Source organism: Chryseobacterium vietnamense (assembly GCF_031454475.1).
Taxonomy (GTDB): Bacteria; Bacteroidota; Bacteroidia; order Flavobacteriales; family Weeksellaceae; genus Chryseobacterium; species Chryseobacterium vietnamense.
The window spans coordinates 594,786-610,399 of the sequence record NZ_JAVDQX010000003.1 but is presented as its reverse complement, the minus strand read 5'-3'; the positions used below and the strand labels follow the sequence as shown (position 1 = coordinate 610,399).

At 37.6% G+C, this 15,614-nt stretch carries 26 protein-coding genes; 5 read left to right on the top strand and 21 right to left on the bottom strand.

The annotated features are described in order from the left end of the window. Window positions 1–8 precede the first annotated feature (8 nt). The 21 genes from rplO to J2786_RS16715 all read right to left on the bottom strand — a co-directional run bounded on the left by rplO (window position 9) and on the right by J2786_RS16715 (window position 10,065). Window positions 9–458: a 50S ribosomal protein L15 gene (gene rplO / locus J2786_RS16815; RefSeq protein ID WP_047096813.1), complete on the bottom strand. Its 450-nt coding sequence runs from the start codon at window positions 456–458 to the stop codon at window positions 9–11. A gap of 21 nt (window positions 459–479) precedes the next feature. Next, entirely contained in the window at window positions 480–656 is a 177-nt protein-coding gene (rpmD, locus tag J2786_RS16810) for a 50S ribosomal protein L30 (protein ID WP_029297759.1), read from the bottom strand. 11 nt (window positions 657–667) lie between these two features. Further along, the gene (gene rpsE, locus J2786_RS16805; RefSeq protein ID WP_002983245.1) at window positions 668–1,189 is read right to left on the bottom strand and encodes a 30S ribosomal protein S5; all 522 of its coding nucleotides are present in this window, start codon (window positions 1,187–1,189) and stop codon (window positions 668–670) included. Between the two features lie 19 nt (window positions 1,190–1,208). Beyond that, entirely contained in the window at window positions 1,209–1,562 is a 354-nt protein-coding gene (rplR, locus tag J2786_RS16800) for a 50S ribosomal protein L18 (RefSeq protein ID WP_034694689.1), read from the bottom strand. A gap of 15 nt (window positions 1,563–1,577) precedes the next feature. Further along, window positions 1,578–2,123: a 50S ribosomal protein L6 gene (rplF, locus tag J2786_RS16795; RefSeq protein ID WP_047427603.1), complete on the bottom strand. Its 546-nt coding sequence runs from the start codon at window positions 2,121–2,123 to the stop codon at window positions 1,578–1,580. Between the two features lie 17 nt (window positions 2,124–2,140). Then, window positions 2,141–2,539 carry a 30S ribosomal protein S8 gene (gene rpsH / locus J2786_RS16790; RefSeq protein ID WP_034694686.1) on the bottom strand — a complete coding sequence of 133 codons (399 nt, stop codon included), beginning with the start codon at window positions 2,537–2,539 and terminating at the stop codon, window positions 2,141–2,143. 147 nt (window positions 2,540–2,686) lie between these two features. Then, a complete protein-coding gene (gene rpsN / locus J2786_RS16785; RefSeq protein WP_002983233.1) occupies window positions 2,687–2,956 on the bottom strand; it encodes a 30S ribosomal protein S14 in 270 nt (89 codons plus the stop codon). A gap of 3 nt (window positions 2,957–2,959) precedes the next feature. Further along, window positions 2,960–3,511: a 50S ribosomal protein L5 gene (gene rplE / locus J2786_RS16780; RefSeq protein WP_047427599.1), complete on the bottom strand. Its 552-nt coding sequence runs from the start codon at window positions 3,509–3,511 to the stop codon at window positions 2,960–2,962. An 11-nt stretch (window positions 3,512–3,522) separates the two neighbouring features. Beyond that, a complete protein-coding gene (gene rplX, locus J2786_RS16775; protein ID WP_047427597.1) occupies window positions 3,523–3,849 on the bottom strand; it encodes a 50S ribosomal protein L24 in 327 nt (108 codons plus the stop codon). 21 nt (window positions 3,850–3,870) lie between these two features. Beyond that, complete coding sequence (rplN, locus tag J2786_RS16770) at window positions 3,871–4,239, bottom strand: 50S ribosomal protein L14 (protein ID WP_002983226.1); 369 nt, start codon at window positions 4,237–4,239, stop codon at window positions 3,871–3,873. 2 nt (window positions 4,240–4,241) lie between these two features. Continuing rightward, window positions 4,242–4,496, bottom strand: coding sequence for a 30S ribosomal protein S17 (gene rpsQ / locus J2786_RS16765; protein WP_027371715.1), 255 nt, complete (start codon window positions 4,494–4,496; stop codon window positions 4,242–4,244). A 12-nt stretch (window positions 4,497–4,508) separates the two neighbouring features. After that, window positions 4,509–4,694 carry a 50S ribosomal protein L29 gene (rpmC, locus tag J2786_RS16760; protein WP_034694678.1) on the bottom strand — a complete coding sequence of 62 codons (186 nt, stop codon included), beginning with the start codon at window positions 4,692–4,694 and terminating at the stop codon, window positions 4,509–4,511. A gap of 12 nt (window positions 4,695–4,706) precedes the next feature. Next, entirely contained in the window at window positions 4,707–5,132 is a 426-nt protein-coding gene (gene rplP, locus J2786_RS16755) for a 50S ribosomal protein L16 (RefSeq protein ID WP_034694677.1), read from the bottom strand. 98 nt (window positions 5,133–5,230) lie between these two features. Further along, window positions 5,231–5,980, bottom strand: coding sequence for a 30S ribosomal protein S3 (gene rpsC, locus J2786_RS16750; protein WP_034694675.1), 750 nt, complete (start codon window positions 5,978–5,980; stop codon window positions 5,231–5,233). A gap of 7 nt (window positions 5,981–5,987) precedes the next feature. After that, a complete protein-coding gene (rplV, locus tag J2786_RS16745) occupies window positions 5,988–6,386 on the bottom strand; it encodes a 50S ribosomal protein L22 (protein ID WP_002983214.1) in 399 nt (132 codons plus the stop codon). Window positions 6,387–6,388: 2 nt separating this feature from the next. Then, entirely contained in the window at window positions 6,389–6,667 is a 279-nt protein-coding gene (gene rpsS / locus J2786_RS16740; RefSeq protein WP_002983209.1) for a 30S ribosomal protein S19, read from the bottom strand. Between the two features lie 2 nt (window positions 6,668–6,669). Next, entirely contained in the window at window positions 6,670–7,491 is an 822-nt protein-coding gene (gene rplB, locus J2786_RS16735; protein ID WP_027381305.1) for a 50S ribosomal protein L2, read from the bottom strand. A gap of 22 nt (window positions 7,492–7,513) precedes the next feature. Beyond that, a complete protein-coding gene (gene rplW / locus J2786_RS16730) occupies window positions 7,514–7,804 on the bottom strand; it encodes a 50S ribosomal protein L23 (RefSeq protein WP_002983204.1) in 291 nt (96 codons plus the stop codon). A gap of 3 nt (window positions 7,805–7,807) precedes the next feature. Next, the gene (gene rplD / locus J2786_RS16725; RefSeq protein WP_034694672.1) at window positions 7,808–8,437 is read right to left on the bottom strand and encodes a 50S ribosomal protein L4; all 630 of its coding nucleotides are present in this window, start codon (window positions 8,435–8,437) and stop codon (window positions 7,808–7,810) included. Beyond that, window positions 8,428–9,051: a 50S ribosomal protein L3 gene (gene rplC / locus J2786_RS16720; RefSeq protein ID WP_047427595.1), complete on the bottom strand. Its 624-nt coding sequence runs from the start codon at window positions 9,049–9,051 to the stop codon at window positions 8,428–8,430. Before rplC ends, rplD begins: the two co-directional genes overlap by 10 nt. A 249-nt stretch (window positions 9,052–9,300) precedes the next feature. After that, the gene (locus J2786_RS16715; RefSeq protein WP_047427944.1) at window positions 9,301–10,065 is read right to left on the bottom strand and encodes a DeoR/GlpR family DNA-binding transcription regulator; all 765 of its coding nucleotides are present in this window, start codon (window positions 10,063–10,065) and stop codon (window positions 9,301–9,303) included. A gap of 116 nt (window positions 10,066–10,181) precedes the next feature. Here J2786_RS16715 and J2786_RS16710 point away from each other — a divergent pair, with 116 nt between their 5' ends. From J2786_RS16710 to J2786_RS16690, 5 genes are all read left to right on the top strand, one after another. Then, entirely contained in the window at window positions 10,182–11,780 is a 1,599-nt protein-coding gene (locus J2786_RS16710) for a glycerol-3-phosphate dehydrogenase/oxidase (protein WP_047427591.1), read from the top strand. 10 nt (window positions 11,781–11,790) lie between these two features. Beyond that, a complete protein-coding gene (gene glpK / locus J2786_RS16705) occupies window positions 11,791–13,287 on the top strand; it encodes a glycerol kinase GlpK (protein WP_047427588.1) in 1,497 nt (498 codons plus the stop codon). A gap of 22 nt (window positions 13,288–13,309) precedes the next feature. Then, entirely contained in the window at window positions 13,310–14,041 is a 732-nt protein-coding gene (locus tag J2786_RS16700; RefSeq protein ID WP_047427585.1) for an MIP/aquaporin family protein, read from the top strand. Window positions 14,042–14,046: 5 nt separating this feature from the next. Next, window positions 14,047–14,859 carry a hypothetical protein gene (locus tag J2786_RS16695; protein WP_052186803.1) on the top strand — a complete coding sequence of 271 codons (813 nt, stop codon included), beginning with the start codon at window positions 14,047–14,049 and terminating at the stop codon, window positions 14,857–14,859. A 195-nt stretch (window positions 14,860–15,054) separates the two neighbouring features. Beyond that, window positions 15,055–15,477 (top strand): hypothetical protein, encoded by a 423-nt coding sequence (locus tag J2786_RS16690; protein ID WP_047427579.1) that lies wholly within the window; start codon window positions 15,055–15,057, stop codon window positions 15,475–15,477. Window positions 15,478–15,614: the final 137 nt, after the last annotated feature.

Here is a 15,614-nt window from a genome sequence, read left to right as displayed (position 1 = left end):
AGTAAGTATTATAAGGTAATTGCTTTTCCACCTGCTTTAGCAATAAGCTCTTCAGCAGATTTAGTGAATTTGTCAGCAGAGATTGAAACCGCAGATTTCAATTCTCCTCTACCCATAATTTTCACTAATTCGTTTTTAGAAACTATCCCGTTTGCTACTAAAACTTCTTTCGTGATTTCTCCAGTGATGGATTTGTTCTCGATTAACGTTTGAATAGTATCAAGGTTAACTCCTCTAAACTCTTTTCTGTTTACGTTTTTGAATCCGAATTTAGGTAATCTTCTTTGTAAAGGCATCTGTCCACCTTCGAAACCGATTTTTTGAGAATAACCAGCTCTAGCTTTCTGACCTTTGTGTCCTTTTGTTGAAGTACCTCCTTTTCCGCTACCCTGACCTCTACCAATTCTCTTTGAGTTGAAAGTAGATCCTGCAGCAGGTTGTATGTTATTTAAATTCATTTTAATTTCTCTTTTATAAAATTATTTTTGAACTTCAAGTAAGTGGCTTACTGCAGCGATCATTCCTAAGATAGAAGGAGTAGCTTCGTGCTCTACAACTTGGTGAAGTTTTTTTAATCCTAATGCTTCAAGCGTTCTCTTTTGGGTTTTTGTTCTACCAATAGCGCTTCTTACTTGCTTTACTTTAATTGTTGCCATTGCTTTAATTATTAACCGTTAAACACTTTACTTAGAGAAATCCCTCTCATTCTAGCGATCTCTTCAGGTCTTCTGATGTCTAATAACGCTTTGAAAGTAGCTTTCACTACGTTGTGAGGGTTAGAAGATCCTTTAGATTTTGAAAGGATATCGTGAATACCAGCTGATTCCAATACCGCTCTTACCGCACCACCGGCGATAAGTCCTGTACCGTGAGAAGCAGGTCTTAAGAAGATATCTGCACCACCGTATCTAGCAGTAGTTTGGTGAGGAATAGTATGGTTCATTACAGGAACTTTCACAAGGTTTTTCTTAGCGTCTTCAACTGCTTTAGCAATTGCAGAAGCAACCTCTTTAGATTTTCCTAAACCGAAACCGATAACACCTTCTTCGTTACCTACTACAACAATAGCAGAAAATCCGAAAGCTCTACCTCCTTTTGTTACTTTTGTTACTCTGTTAACAGCTACGAGACGATCTTTTAATTCTAATCCTCCCGGTTTTACTCTTTCTATATTATCTAGTCCTAACATATTTTCCGAAATTTAATGATTAGAATTTAAGTCCACCTTCTCTTGCACCATCAGCTAGAGCTTTTACTCTACCATGGTATACGAATCCGTTTCTGTCAAATACAATACTTTCGATTCCTGCAGCGATAGCTTTAGCAGCGATAGCTTTACCAACAGCAGCAGAAACTTCAGTCTTAGTACCTTTAGCGTCTACACCTTTTTCTCTAGAAGAAGCTGATGCTAAAGTTTTACCATTTTTATCATCGATTAACTGAGCGTAAATTTCCTTATTACTTTTGTATACAGATAATCTTGGCAATTCAGAAGATCCAGAGATTTTCCCTCTTACTCTTCTTTTGATTCTTATTCTTTTTTCTAATTTACTTAATGCCATAATACTTATAATTTATTAAGCAGATTTACCAGCTTTACGTCTAACAATTTCTCCTACGAATCTTACACCTTTTCCTTTGTAAGGCTCAGGCTTTCTGAAAGAACGGATCTTTGCAGCTACCATTCCTAGAAGTTGGTTGTCGTGAGACGTTAAAGTAATAATTGGGTTTTTACCTTTTTCAGTCAATGTATCTACTTTTACTTCGTTTGGAAGTTCCAATACGATACCGTGAGAGAATCCTAAAGCTAACTCAAGTTTTTGACCTGCGTGTGAAGCTCTATATCCTACCCCTACTAGTTCAAGTTTCTTTTCGAAACCTGCATTTACACCAACAATCATGTTGTTGATTAACGCTCTGTATAAACCGTGAAGCGCTTTGTGTTGCTTAGAATCAGATGGTCTGTTTACGTTAAGTTCACCATCTTTTTGTTCTATAGTAATTCCTGCTGTAAGCTCTTGAGAAAGTTCTCCTTTTGCTCCTTTTACAGTTACTACACCGTTGTTTTCAGTGATTGTAACTCCAGCTGGAATTGTTATAATTGCTTTACCAATTCTTGACATTTTCCTCTGATTAAAAATTAATAAACATAGCAGATTACTTCACCGCCTACTTTCTCTTCTCTAGCTTTCTTGTCAGTCATTACTCCTTTAGAAGTAGAGATGATAGAAATACCCAAACCGTTTAGTACTCTTGGAAGTTCAGTAGAACCTTTGTACTGTCTCAAACCTGGTCTAGAAGCTCTTTGGATAGACTTGATAGCCGGTTTGTTGGTTTGCTTATCGTACTTTAAAGCGATTTTGATCACTCCTTGAACAGCGTTATCTTCAAACTTGTAGTTTAAGATATACCCTTGATCAAATAAGATCTTAGTAATCTCCTTTTTGATTTTCGATGCAGGAATTTCCACCACTTTGTGGCCTGCGCTTTGTGCGTTCCTTACTCTTGTTAGGAAATCTGAAATTGGATCTGTTACCATTTTTCTTTTATAAATTATTGGTTAAAGAACAATCAGTTTTGAAAAGACTTGAAGATTAAAATATCAGACGTCAGAAATCTTCGGTCTGATATTTTTATTCTTTAGTATCCTGACAACTTAATTGTCCCGATTTTTAATTAGTAATTATTACCAACTAGCTTTTCTTACACCTGGGATAAGACCGTTGTTTGCCATTTCTCTGAAAGTTACTCTGGAAATACCGAACGTTCTCATGTATCCTCTTGGTCTACCTGTTAGTTTACATCTGTTGTGTAATCTTACAGGAGAAGCATTTTTAGGCAATTTTTGAAGTCCTTCGTAATCACCAGCTTCTTTAAGAGCTTGTCTTTTAGCAGCGTATTTAGCAACTAGTGCTTCTCTTTTGCGCTCACGCGCTTTCATTGATTCTTTAGCCATTTCTTAGTTCTTTTTAAATGGTAAACCGAAGTGAGTTAATAATGCTTTAGCTTCTTTATCTGTTTTCGCAGTAGTTACGAAAGTGATGTCCATCCCTTGGATTTTTTTCACTTTGTCAATTACGATTTCAGGGAAGATAATTTGCTCAGTAATACCTAAGTTGTAGTTACCTCTACCATCGAAACCATCTGCCTTGATACCAGAGAAATCTCTGATACGTGGTAAGGCAGAAGAAGTAAGTCTGTCTAAGAACTCATACATTCTGTGAGCTCTCAAAGTTACCTTTGCACCTACAGGCATACCTTTTCTTAGTTTGAATGCAGCTTCGTCTTTCTTAGAGATTGTACCAACTGCTTTCTGACCTGTGATGTTTGTCAATTCTTCTACAGCATAATCAATAATTTTCTTATCTGCAGTAGCATCTCCTAAACCTTGTGATACAACGATTTTCTCTAATCTAGGTACTTGCATGATTGACTTGTACCCGAATTCTTCCATCATTGCAGGAACAATTGTTTCTTTATATGCTTTTTTGGGTCTTGCTATAAATTCCATGTTAATTCAAATTATAAAGTTTCACCCGTTTTTTTGTTAATTCTTACTTTCTTATCTCCTTCGATTTTGTAACCGATTTTGATAGCTTTTCCGTCTTTACCAACTAAAGCTACGTTTGAGATATGAATAGAAGCTTCCTTTTCAGTAATTCCTCCTTGAGGATTAGAAGCTGAAGGCTTAACGTGTTTTTTAACGATGTTAAGTCCTGCAACGATTACTCTTGGGTCTCTACCTTCTTTCTTGATCACTTCAATAACTTCACCAGTCTTACCTTTGATATCTTTCTTACCAGTAGTAATGATTACGTTATCTCCTCTTTTTATTTTTAACTTTGACATTTCTTTTAAAAATTTTAAAAATTAAAGTACTTCAGGAGCTAATGAAATGATTTTCATATATTCTTTGTCTCTCAACTCACGAGCAACTGGTCCGAAAACACGCGTTCCTCTCATTTCTCCCGCTGCGTTTAGTAATACACAAGCATTGTCGTCGAATTTGATGTATGAACCATCTTTTCTTCTTACTGCTTTTTTAGTTCTTACTACTACAGCTTTAGATACCTGACCTTTTTTAGCGTTTCCTGATGGTGTAGAATCCTTGATCGTAACAACGATTTTATCACCAACTGAAGCATATCTTCTTCTGGTTCCTCCCAGAACTCTGATCACTAGTACTTCTTTAGCACCTGTGTTATCAGCAACTTTTAATCTTGATTCTGTTTGTAACATTATTACTTAGCTTTTTCAATGATTCTTACTAATCTCCATCTCTTGCTCTTGCTCAAAGGTCTAGTTTCTTGGATCAAAACAGTATCACCTTCTGTGCATTCGTTGTTCTCGTCGTGTGCAGTATATTTTTTCGTTTTCAAAACGAATTTACCGTACATCGGGTGCTTTACTCTTGTAGTTTCACTAACAACAATAGTTTTTTCCATTTTATTGCTGGAAACCACTCCGATTCTTTCTTTTCTTAAATTTCTATCCATTGTAAAATGAAATTATTGTTTGTTAGTTAACTCAGTGTTTAGTCTTGCGATTGTTTTTCTCAAATCTCTGATTTGAATCGGGTTTTCAATTGGGCTGATTGCATGAGCCAATTTCAATTTAGAATATTGAGCTTTTGCTTCAGTTAATTGAGCTTGAATATCACCCGCGCTTAAATTTTTAATATCAGCATTTTTCATTGTATTCAAAGATTATAGAGGTTTAACAAAATCGTTAGCAACGATGAATTTAGTAACTACTGGTAATTTTTGTGCAGCAAGTCTAAGAGCTTCTTTCGCAATTTCGTAAGGAACTCCTCCAACTTCGAACATAATTTTACCTGGTTTTACTACAGCTACCCAATATTCAACAGCACCTTTACCTTTACCCATACGTACTTCCGCTGGTTTTTTAGTAATTGGCTTATCTGGGAAGATTTTGATCCATAGTTGACCTTCTCTCTTCATATATCTTGTAGCAGCGATACGAGCTGCTTCAATCTGTCTTGCAGTGATCCAAGCTCCTTCCGTTGCTTTGATCCCAAAAGTTCCGTAAGCAAGTTGACTACCTCTCTGGGCATTCCCCTTCATCTTCATCTTATGAACTCTACGGAATTTGGTTCTTTTTGGTTGTAACATAATTTCTAAATTTTAGATTTTAGATTTTAGATTTTAGATTTTTTTTAATTTTAAAAAAGTAACGGTAATTTAAAATTCAAAATTTCTAATCTAAAATTTTAATTATTATTGTTATTGTTGTTGTTTTTTCTAGGTCTTCTGTTGTCTCTGTCTCCACCTCTGTTTCCTCTGTCTGACTGACCTCCTTTTTTCTGTTGTCCCACTAGTGGAGAAAGTTCTCTTTTACCGTAAACTTCACCTTTCATGATCCAAACTTTAACCCCTAGTCTACCGTAAGTAGTGTGAGCTTCTGCCCAGTGGTAATCGATATCAGCTCTGAAAGTTGACAATGGAATTCTTCCTTCTTTGAAAGATTCTGATCTTGCCATCTCAGCTCCGTTTAATCTACCAGAAATCTGAACTTTGATACCTTCAGCACCCATTCTCATAGTACTTGCCATTGCCATTTTAACAGCTCTTCTGTAAGAAATTCTGTTTTCAATTTGCTTAGAAATACTATCAGCAACTAGTACAGCGTCTAATTCAGGTCTTTTGATTTCGAAAATGTTGATTTGAATATCCTTACCTGTAAGTTTCTTCAACTCTTCTTTCAATTTATCAACTTCCTGACCTCCTTTACCGATGATAAGTCCCGGTCTAGCAGTAGTAATAGTTACTGTAACTAATTTTAAAGTTCTTTCAATATAAATTTTTGAAATACCACCTTTAGATAATCTAGCTTCAAGGTATCTTCTGATTTTGTAGTCTTCAGCGATTCTGTCTCCATAATCGTTTCCACCAAACCAGTTAGAATCCCATCCTCTGATGATACCTAATCTGTTACCAATTGGATTTGTCTTCTGTCCCATACCTTGATTAATTTTCTTTGTTACCTAAGATTAATGTAACGTGGTTAGATCTTTTTCTGATTCTATACCCTCTACCTTGTGGAGCTGGTCTTAGTCTCTTCAATTGTCTTGCACTATCCACAAATATTTCTTTAACGATAAGGTTTGCTTCCTCGATGTCAGCACCTTCGTTTTTCACTTGCCAGTTAGCCATAGCAGAAAGAAGCAATTTTTCTAACTTGTTAGAAGCATCTTTCTTAGAATATTTTAGGATATAAAGTGCTTTGTCTACCTGCTCTCCTCTAATGATATCAGCAACTAATCTCATTTTTCTTGGAGAAGACGGGCAATTATTTAATGAAGCTTTTACAACGTCTTTGTTAGCTTCTTTTCTTGCGATTGAACTATCTTGTTTTCTTGATCCCATGATTATCTGCTTCCTTTGTTTTTGTTACCACCATGACCTCTGAAAGATCTTGTTGGAGAAAATTCGCCTAACTTGTGACCAACCATGTTTTCTGTAACATAAACCGGGATAAAAGATTTCCCGTTGTGTACTGCAATAGTTTGTCCTACGAAGTCCGGAGAGATCATAGATGCTCTAGACCAAGTTTTGATAACTGTCTTCTTACCAGACTCTATATTTGCCTGAACCTTCTTATCTAAAGTATGATGAATGAACGGTCCTTTCTTAAGTGATCTTGCCATAATTATTTTCTTTTAGATACGATGTAACGGTTAGACACTTTGTTTTTCTTTCTAGTTTTGTAACCTTTAGCCGGTTTACCGTTTCTAGATCTTGGGTGACCTCCTGAAGAACGTCCTTCACCACCACCCATCGGGTGATCTACTGGGTTCATTACAACCGCTCTTGTTCTTGGTCTTCTACCTAACCATCTGCTTCTACCAGCCTTACCTGATACAGTTAATTGGTGATCTGAGTTGGAAACAGAACCAATCATTGCCATACATTCAGTAAGGATCATTCTTGATTCTCCTGAAGGTAACTTGATGATTGCATATTTACCATCTCTTGAAGTTAATTGAGCTGAAGAACCAGCACTTCTTGCTAAAATTGCACCTTGTCCAGGTTTCATTTCAACACAAGAGATTACAGTACCCAATGGAATATTTTTCAATTTCATTGCGTTACCTACGTTTGGTTCAACGCTTTCTCCTGATACTACTTTCTGATCAACTTTGATACCGTTTGGAGCGATGATATATCTCTTCTCTCCGTCTGCGTACTCTAATAAAGCGATAAATGCAGTTCTGTTTGGATCGTATTCTACAGATTTTACAGTTGCTTCAACGTTTGCTTTGTTTCTTTTGAAGTCAATAATTCTGTATTTCTTTTTGTGTCCACCTCCGGTGTAACGCATGGTCATTTTACCTGTTTGGTTACGTCCACCTGACTTTTTAATACCAACTGTTAGAGATTTCTCTGGTTTGTTGGTAGTAATTTCCTCAAAATTGTTTACAATTCTGAATCTCTGTCCCGGGGTGATAGGTTTTAATTTTCTAACAGACATTACTATTATTTATAATTAATAATTAATTTACAGCAAAAATATCGATAACCTCACCTTCAGCAAGTTTGATTACCGCTTTTTTCAATTTATTTGTCTTTCCTACTTGAAGACCTTTTTTAGTGTATTTTGAAGAAACCTTCGGAGCATAAATCATTGTGTTAACGTCTGCTACTTTTACACCGTAAGCTGCTTCAACAGCTTTTTTGATCTCGATTTTATTCGCCTTAGGGTTAACTAAGAAAGAATAAGAACCTCTTAAATCTGTAAGGTAATTAGCCTTTTCTGAAATAACTGGTTTAATAATAACTGACATGATTTATTTCTTTAAATTTTCCTGGAATTTTTCAACTGCACCTTCGAAGAAAATGATCTCACCAGCGTTTACTAAATCGTAAGAACTGATCTCGTTGAAGTTCATTACTTTAGTTTTAGGTAAGTTTCTTGAAGATAAATACACATTCTTATTAGCTTCAGGAAGAACGAATAAAGATTTTTTACCGTTAAGTTCCAATGCATTTAATACATTGATGAAATCTTTAGTCTTAGGAGCGTCAAAGCTCACATCTTCTAAAACTTTAATGCTGTTGTCTCTCATTTTTTGAGATAAAACAGATTTCTTAGCCAATCTCTTAAGAGCTTTGTTCAATTTGAATCTGTAGTCTCTTGGTTTTGGTCCGAATACTCTACCTCCACCTCTGAATACTGGAGATTTGATATCACCGTATCTAGCAGATCCTGATCCTTTTTGCTTCTTAAGCTTTTTAGTAGAAGCAGTAATTTCGCTTCTTTCTTTTGCTTTATGAGTACCTTGTCTTTGTGCAGCAAGATACTGTTTAACTTCTAAGTAAACCGCGTGCTGATTTGGCTCAATTCCGAATACTGTTTCGTCTAGAGTTACTTTTCTTCCGGTCTCCTTTCCTGATGTATTTAATACTACTAGTTCCATTTTCTGATAATTACATAAGAATTTTTAGCTCCCGGAACAGCACCTTTTACTACTAAAAGATTTTGTTCTTGATCAACTTTTAACACTTGAAGGTTTTGAACAGTTACCTGCTTACCTCCCATTCTTCCAGCCATTCTCATCCCTTTGAATACTCTTGAAGGGTCTGAACCAGCACCGATAGAACCTGGAGCTCTAAGTCTGTTGTGCTGACCATGAGTTGCCTGCATTACACCTCCAAATCCGTGTCTTTTAACAACACCCTGGAAGCCTTTACCTTTTGAAGTTCCTGTTACGTCAACATATTCACCTTCAGCGAATAAATCAACTTTTACTTCTTCTCCTACTTTCACTTCAGCGAATCCGTTGTGGAATTCTACCAATTTAGCTTTAGGAGCAGAACCAGCCTTTTTAAAATGGCCAGCTAACGCTTTACCAACGTTCTTCTCACTCTTGTCATCGAAACCTAACTGCACAGCTGTATAACCGTCGTTTTCTAAGGTTCTGACCTGTAAAACCGAGCATGGACCAGCTTGAATAACTGTACAAGGAATATTTTTCCCTTCTTCGTTAAACAAAGATGTCATACCGATTTTTTTACCAATAATACCTGACATTGTTTATATTATAATAAAATTTATCCTTTATTTATCACCATTTTTCGGAAGTCTGAAGTAATTTCTACTTTTGATATAGGCATACTACGCCCCTAAAATGAGTGTGCAAATTTATGAATAATTTTGTAACTGACAAATATTTCAAGTAAAATATTTTGATTTTTAATCAATTAGATGATTTTGAAAAAATTCAGAACAAATTTCCCAAAGATTTATTTTGATTTTTAAAAAGAAATTAAGATGAAGCCCCTACGGAGTCATCACCTTCACTCCCACTTCTTCCAGCCCGGCCTTGTCTTCAGCACAGATCCCCTTATCCGTAATAAGGTAATCCACCTGATCCAAAGCTGCAATCTTCCCAAAACCTTTCTTATTTAATTTTGAAGAATCTGCAAGAATCACTGTCTGATCCGCACATTCCATCATAATCTGATTCAAATGAGCTTCTGCAGCATTGGAAGTACTGATTCCGAATTCAGGATCAATTCCATCTACTCCCAGAAAAAGTTTATTACATGAAAACTGCTTTAGAATTCCTTCAGAAATAGAACCCACTATGGAAGTAGAGCTTTTTCGCACTTCACCTCCCAACTGTATAATATTAATGTTAGGATTATTACAAAGCTCAATAGCCACCCGTAAAGAAGATGTCAATACCGTAAGCGGTCCAAAGTTCACCAGCATCCTGGCCAGATAATGCATGGTTGTACCGGATGCCAGTATAATGCAATCATTTTCCTGAATCAATGACAATGCTGCTTTCGCAATATCCTGCTTGGCCTCTACATTGATATTTTCTTTTTCTCCAACATTTTTCTCATAAGCATATCTTACCTGCTTGCTTGCTCCTCCATGATTTCTGAAAAGAAGCCCCAGGCTTTCGAGATAGTTCAGATCCTTTCGGATCGTAACCGAAGAAACATTGAGCTTTTCACACAGATCCTGAACAAGCACATGTCCTTTCTCATCCAGCTCTTTAAGTATTTCATCCTGCCTTGGTAATAGCTTTTCCATTTTATTCGTTTCATCAAAAATACCGTTTTTTTTTGACATCTTAAAATTTCATTTATTTTCTTTTTGCTTTCATTTTTAATTTATATATTTGGAAACGAAACATAAACGAAACATTTATGAAACGAAACGAAGAACTCAGTAAGTTAACCAATGTAAAAGAATGGGACTTTATTGTCATAGGAGGAGGAGCCAGTGGTTTAGGTTCAGCATTAGATGCGGTAAGCAGGGGATTCAAAACTTTATTGCTTGAATCTCATGACTTCGCAAAAGCAACATCCAGCAGAAGTACCAAATTGGTACACGGCGGAGTTAGATATCTCGCTCAGGGAGATGTCGGATTGGTAAAAGAAGCTTTAAAGGAAAGAGGACTCTTGGCAAAAAATGCGGCTCATATCGTAAAAAATCAGTCTTTTATTATTCCAAACTATACATGGTGGGGAGGAATATACTATAAAATAGGACTATCTGTTTATGATTTTCTTGCCGGAAAATTGAGCTTGGGTAAAACAAAATACATCAGCAAATCAAAAACTATCGAAAAACTCCCTACCATTGAACAAAATCATTTAATGAGTGGTGTTGTTTACCAGGATGGACAGTTTGACGATGCGAGACTTGCAGTTAACCTTACTCAAACAATCATTGAAAAAGGCGGAAGCGCAGTCAACTATGTAAAAGTAATCAACCTTTTGAAAGATGCTTCCGATAAAGTAATAGGTGTGGTTGCAGAAGACCAGTTTTCCAAACAGCAATATCAGATACACGGTAAAGTAGTGATCAATGCTACAGGTGTGTTTACAAATGATATTCTTAACATGAACAACCCTAAACATGGTAAACTTGTAGTACCAAGTCAGGGAATTCACCTTGTACTGGATAAATCCTTTCTTAAAAGTGATGACGCTATCATGATTCCGAAAACATCAGACGGCAGGGTTTTATTTGTTGTTCCATGGCATGACAGAGCTCTGGTAGGAACTACAGATACTCTTTTAAAAGACGAAAGCTTTGAACCCCGTGCACTGGAAGAGGAAATCAGTTTTGTATTGAATACAGCGAGACAGTATTTAGCTAAAAAACCTACGCGCGAAGATGTAAAATCAGTTTTCGCAGGTCTTCGTCCGCTTGCTGCCCCTAAAGACGGAAGCAAAAGCACGAAAGAAGTATCCCGAAGCCACAAAGTCATTACTTCAGAGACAGGATTGGTTTCTATCATTGGAGGGAAATGGACTACTTACCGTAAAATGGCAGAAGATACCATAGATGAAGCTATGAAAGTTCACAGATTGGGAAACAGCCCATCTAAAACGGAACACCTTTCCATCCATGGAAATGTAAAACCGGAACAGGTAGACAGAACCAATCATCTGTATGTATACGGATCTGATATTCCAGCCATCAAAGCATTGCAACAAAGCAATCCGCGCTATGCTCAAAGAATCCATCCGGATCACCCTTTCACTGTAGCGGAAGTAGTATGGGCCGTAAGAGCAGAAATGGCAGAAACCATTGAAGATATCCTGGCAAGAAGAGTACGTTTGCTATTCCTTGATGCCAGAGCAGCGATAGACAGCGCTCATAACGTGGCAAGAATCATTGCTGAAGAAAAAGGATATTCTGAAGAATGGGCTCAGCAGCAGGAAAATGAATTTATTGAACTGGCAAGAGGATATTTACTGACTCCGTATTCACCTAAAGTTATCAACCTAAATTAGCATTATATACATGAATGAAAAACTAATTCTCGCTCTAGACCAGGGAACAACTTCCTCCAGAGCGATTCTCTTCAATCACAGTGGAGAAATAGAATATGTATCTCAAAAAGATTTCAGACAAATATTTCCTACTCCGGGTTGGGTAGAACACGATCCAAACGAAATCTGGTCTTCACAGATTTCCGTAGCAGCTGAAGTTATTGCAAAGGCAGGAATTTCCGGACTGGAAGTTGCCGCTATCGGAATTACCAACCAGCGTGAAACGACAATCGTCTGGGATAAGGAAACCGGTGAACCCATCTACAATGCAATTGTATGGCAGGACCGAAGAACTTCAAAATACTGCGACGAACTGAAGGAACAGGGACACGCTGAAACGATCAAAGAAAAAACAGGATTGGTTCTGGATGCTTACTTTTCAGCAACCAAGTTAAAATGGATCCTTGATAATGTAGAAGGAGCAAGACAAAAGGCTGAAGAAGGAAAACTATGTTTCGGGACCGTTGATACCTGGCTTGTATGGAAACTGACCCGTGGAAAAATGTTTATCACCGACGTTTCCAACGCCAGCAGAACAATGCTTCTGAATATCCATACTTTAGAATGGGATGATGATTTATTAGAATTATTCAATATTCCTAAAGCTATTCTTCCTGAAGTAAAGCAAAGCAGTGAAATATACGGGGAAACAGCGACTACTCTATTCTCTACCAAAATTCCAATTGCAGGTATTGCGGGTGACCAGCAGGCTGCCTTATTCGGACAGATGTGCACCACTCCGGGAATGGTAAAAAATACTTACGGAACAGGATGTTTCTTATTAATGAATACAGGAACGGAAGCCGTTTCTTCTAAAAATAACCTTCTCACTACGGTAGCGTGGAAGATCAATGGAGAAGTAAATTATGCACTGGAAGGCAGTGTATTTGTAGGAGGTGCAGCTATTCAATGGCTAAGAGACGGTCTTAAGCTTATCCGTTCTTCTGAGGAAGTAAACAAACTGGCTGCTTCTGTACCAGATAATGGTGGAGTTTATTTTGTACCTGCACTGACTGGTCTTGGCGCTCCTTACTGGGATCAGTATGCCCGTGGAACCATTGTAGGAATTACCCGAGGTACCACTGATGCACATATTGCAAGAGCCACACTGGAAGGAATTGCATTTCAGGTGTATGATATCGTAAAAGCTATGGAAGCCGATTCCGGAACAGCCAGTCTTGAATTAAGAGTAGACGGCGGCGCCTCTGCCAGCGATCTTTTGATGCAAATACAGTCTGACCTTTTCGGATTTAAAATTACAAGACCCAAAACACTGGAAACTACAGCTCTTGGAGCAGCCTACCTTGCAGGACTTGCAGTAGGATACTGGAAAAATATAGACGAAATCCAGGAACAATGGATTGTAGACAAAGATTTCCACCCTCAACTGGACAGAGAAAAAGTGGATAAAATGACCCACTTCTGGAAAAAAGCTGTAAAAAGTGCTCAGAGCTGGATAGAAGATTAACTCACTCATTAAAAAAACTTATATGACCCCATTTATTGCAGAAGTTATCGGAACGATGCTTCTTATATTGTTAGGCAACGGTGTTGTAGCCAATGTTGTCTTAAAAGATACGAAAGGAAATAATTCCGGATGGATTGTTATTACTACCGCATGGGCGCTCGCCGTATTTGTGGGAGTAACCGTTGCAGGGCCAATAAGTGGGGCCCATCTGAATCCGGCTGTAACCATTGGACTGGCCGCCGCAGGAAAATTCTCCTGGGACCTGGTACCTTCTTATATTGCGGCTCAGATGATCGGCGGAATGCTGGGTGCTTTTCTGGTATGGCTGTTTCATAAAGATCACTTTGCCATTACGGAGGATGAAGGAGCAAAACTGGCTTGTTTCAGTACCACTCCCGCTATCAGAAAAACATCGTCTAACCTTATCAGCGAAATTATCGGAACATTTGTTCTGGTATTCTGTGTCTTTTATTTTGCAGATCCCAGTATTTCTTTACAGGCAGACCCAACAGCTAAAGTAGGATTAGGTTCTATCGGAGCCATTCCCGTTACGTTTGTAGTTTGGGCCATCGGTTTGTCTCTGGGAGGAACTACAGGGTATGCTATTAACCCGGCAAGAGATCTTGCCCCAAGAATTATGCATGCTATTTTACCTGTAAAAGGAAGCAGTGACTGGAGTTATGCGTGGATTCCTGTAGTAGGCCCGGTTACTGGAGCTATTATCGCAGCAGTATTATATGGATTTTTAAAATAAGACCAATGATGAGAAAAATCTTAAAGGGAATCTTCGTTCTTGCTTTAGGCACAGGAAGGTTATTTTCACAGGAGAGCGGTGAAACCAAGGAATCTAAAGAAGGAAGACTTGATTTTACTGCCAACATTCAGAACAATCACTTATGGAGAGGGCTTATTATTACTGATAAACCTGTCGTAATGGGAAATCTTTCTTATGCCCTGGATGCGGAAAAGAAATGGAAAGTTGGAATCTGGGGAGCATCAGCATTAGCGGATGATAAAGACAACACTCATTACAAAGAGATCAATTATTATATTCAATATTCTGACGGTCGTTTTTATATTGGATTATGGGATCTTTACAACTCCCGGAACATCAATACCGCAGTAGCTGCAGATGACATCTTCAGCTATTCACAGAGAAGAACGGCCCATATTATTGATTTAAGAACCAACTATACCTTCGGGCCGTCATTCCCGATCAATATCGAGGCTGATATCATGCTGTATGGAGGAGCCAATGCAGGAGAAGTCATCCTTGAGGCTGATGGAAGCTACAAAAAGAACAGATATTCTACTTATGTACAGGCAAGTTATCCAGTTATTAAAGGACAGAAGGTAAATCTGGATGCATTTGTAGGAGCCGGATTTGCTCTTAATGATAAAACCTTTTTATATGGCAATGGCAAAAACAGCTTTGACATCGTAAATGTAGGTCTCAAAGCCGGAAAAGTAGTTAAGATTACCGATCATTACAGCCTTCCTGTATCCATGATGGCCATGTGGAATCCTTCCAATAAGTTCGCAAGAATTCAGCTTGCAGCAACCGTTTTTTAATCTGATTTTAACTCAATCATAAAAAGCCACTTCTTTTAGGAGTGGTTTTATTGTTATAAAGCCACCATCCAAACAAAATCCACACCTCATTCAGTGAAAGGGATATCTTATACCAAGCATCTTATAATTGTAAACAACCGTGTTTTTACGGTGAATGTTTTTGCTTAAAAATTTTTACATTTGAAAAAAATATCTATGAAAAAATTTTTCAGTGTAATGATTCTGTGTATCAGCATTCTTACATGGGCACAGCAGACAGAGGTTCCTTTTATCGGATACAGAGCTTTTGACATTCTGAAAGGATATAGCGGCACTGGGACTCCACATTATTATCTGGATGTAAAAAATAATGGGGATGTACATTTTGGATATGTTCAGGTGAATCAGGCGAGCGGAGAAGAAACCACAGAAGAGATCAATGCAGGAAAATATGCTCCGAATAAGGTAATGAAAGTGGTTTTTAAAAAATATGAGGAAACATTTTTCGTGAAGTTTGATAAAGATAAAATCTACCTTACTGATGAAAAAGGAAACGTTAAGAATCTTGATGGCTGTTGCTCATCCAGTGAAAGCATCAGCAAAGAAACCTGTACGTGCGAAAGCGAATTTTTCAAGTAGTAAAATGATATATAGAGAAAGCCACTCCATTTGGGGTGGTTTTCTTGTTGTGGAAAACCACTCCATTTGGGGTGGTTTTCTTGTTGTGGAAAACCACCCCATGATTACAAAACAGTTATTAATGTAATTTCTCGTCA

Bases quoted from the DNA above. Each gene is read 5' to 3' on its own strand.
- rpmD (WP_029297759.1), bottom strand. From the start codon at position 656: ATGGCAACAATTAAAGTAAAGCAAGTAAGAAGCGCTATTGGTAGAACA.
- glpK (WP_047427588.1), top strand. From the start codon at position 11,791: ATGAATGAAAAACTAATTCTCGCTCTAGACCAGGGAACAACTTCCTCC.
- rpsE (WP_002983245.1), bottom strand. From the start codon at position 1,189: ATGTTAGGACTAGATAATATAGAAAGAGTAAAACCGGGAGGATTAGAA.
- rplO (WP_047096813.1), bottom strand. From the start codon at position 458: ATGAATTTAAATAACATACAACCTGCTGCAGGATCTACTTTCAACTCA.
- J2786_RS16710 (WP_047427591.1), top strand. From the start codon at position 10,182: ATGAAACGAAACGAAGAACTCAGTAAGTTAACCAATGTAAAAGAATGG.
- J2786_RS16715 (WP_047427944.1), bottom strand. From the start codon at position 10,065: ATGGAAAAGCTATTACCAAGGCAGGATGAAATACTTAAAGAGCTGGAT.
- rplX (WP_047427597.1), bottom strand. From the start codon at position 3,849: ATGTCAAAGTTAAAAATAAAAAGAGGAGATAACGTAATCATTACTACT.
- J2786_RS16690 (WP_047427579.1), top strand. From the start codon at position 15,055: ATGAAAAAATTTTTCAGTGTAATGATTCTGTGTATCAGCATTCTTACA.
- rplE (WP_047427599.1), bottom strand. From the start codon at position 3,511: ATGGAATTTATAGCAAGACCCAAAAAAGCATATAAAGAAACAATTGTT.
- rpsQ (WP_027371715.1), bottom strand. From the start codon at position 4,496: ATGGATAGAAATTTAAGAAAAGAAAGAATCGGAGTGGTTTCCAGCAAT.
- rplP (WP_034694677.1), bottom strand. From the start codon at position 5,132: ATGTTACAACCAAAAAGAACCAAATTCCGTAGAGTTCATAAGATGAAG.
- J2786_RS16695 (WP_052186803.1), top strand. From the start codon at position 14,047: ATGATGAGAAAAATCTTAAAGGGAATCTTCGTTCTTGCTTTAGGCACA.
- rplF (WP_047427603.1), bottom strand. From the start codon at position 2,123: ATGTCAAGAATTGGTAAAGCAATTATAACAATTCCAGCTGGAGTTACA.
- rplN (WP_002983226.1), bottom strand. From the start codon at position 4,239: ATGTTACAAACAGAATCAAGATTAAAAGTTGCTGATAACACAGGTGCT.
- rplR (WP_034694689.1), bottom strand. From the start codon at position 1,562: ATGGCATTAAGTAAATTAGAAAAAAGAATAAGAATCAAAAGAAGAGTA.
- rplV (WP_002983214.1), bottom strand. From the start codon at position 6,386: ATGGGATCAAGAAAACAAGATAGTTCAATCGCAAGAAAAGAAGCTAAC.
- rplD (WP_034694672.1), bottom strand. From the start codon at position 8,437: ATGGAACTAGTAGTATTAAATACATCAGGAAAGGAGACCGGAAGAAAA.
- rplC (WP_047427595.1), bottom strand. From the start codon at position 9,051: ATGTCAGGTATTATTGGTAAAAAAATCGGTATGACATCTTTGTTTAAC.
- rpmC (WP_034694678.1), bottom strand. From the start codon at position 4,694: ATGAAAAATGCTGATATTAAAAATTTAAGCGCGGGTGATATTCAAGCT.
- rpsH (WP_034694686.1), bottom strand. From the start codon at position 2,539: ATGGTAACAGATCCAATTTCAGATTTCCTAACAAGAGTAAGGAACGCA.
- J2786_RS16700 (WP_047427585.1), top strand. From the start codon at position 13,310: ATGACCCCATTTATTGCAGAAGTTATCGGAACGATGCTTCTTATATTG.
- rpsC (WP_034694675.1), bottom strand. From the start codon at position 5,980: ATGGGACAGAAGACAAATCCAATTGGTAACAGATTAGGTATCATCAGA.
- rplB (WP_027381305.1), bottom strand. From the start codon at position 7,491: ATGTCTGTTAGAAAATTAAAACCTATCACCCCGGGACAGAGATTCAGA.
- rplW (WP_002983204.1), bottom strand. From the start codon at position 7,804: ATGTCAGTTATTATTAAACCAGTTATTTCAGAAAAGGCTAATTACCTT.
- rpsN (WP_002983233.1), bottom strand. From the start codon at position 2,956: ATGGCTAAAGAATCAATGAAAGCGCGTGAGCGCAAAAGAGAAGCACTA.
- rpsS (WP_002983209.1), bottom strand. From the start codon at position 6,667: ATGGCAAGATCACTTAAGAAAGGACCGTTCATTCATCATACTTTAGAT.